This window comes from Dyella sp. ASV21 (assembly GCF_016428975.1).
In the GTDB taxonomy this organism is placed as follows: Bacteria; Pseudomonadota; Gammaproteobacteria; order Xanthomonadales; family Rhodanobacteraceae; genus Dyella.
Map to the genome: position 1 here is coordinate 1 of NZ_JAELTT010000222.1, position 397 is coordinate 397.

Genomic DNA, 397 nt, shown 5'->3' on the forward strand with positions numbered 1-397 from the left:
CCCCCCCCCCCCCCCCCCCCCCCCCCCCCCCCCCCCCCCCCCCCCCCCCCCCCCCCCCCCCCCCCCCCCCTTTCAATGATCCGCCCACCCCCGAGATCTACACCCGAACGTTGTCGTCGGCAGCGTCAGATGTGTATAAGAGACAGACGCGGGTTTTGCAGGCTTACAACTGGGACCGCGCATCCTGCGCACAGAGACGGCGGGCCTGGCGGCACTGGCTGCCTTGCAGGCCCTGCACGGCGATCACAGGTCTGTCTCTTATACACATCTCCGAGCCCACGAGACCCGTGACCGAATCTCGGGTGGCGGCGTGGGGTTGGAAAGGGGGGGGGGGGGGGGGGGGGGGGGGGGGGGGGGGGGGGGGGGGGGGGGGGGGGGGGGGGGGGGGGGGGGGGGG

The 397-nt window shown here is 75.3% G+C and carries 1 pseudogene; it reads left to right on the plus strand.

What is annotated here, in order from left to right:
* Positions 1–145: 145 nt before the first annotated feature.
* A pseudogene (locus JHD67_RS21565) lies at positions 146–244 on the plus strand (16S rRNA (uracil(1498)-N(3))-methyltransferase); the annotation flags it as partial.
* Positions 245–397 lie beyond the last annotated feature (153 nt).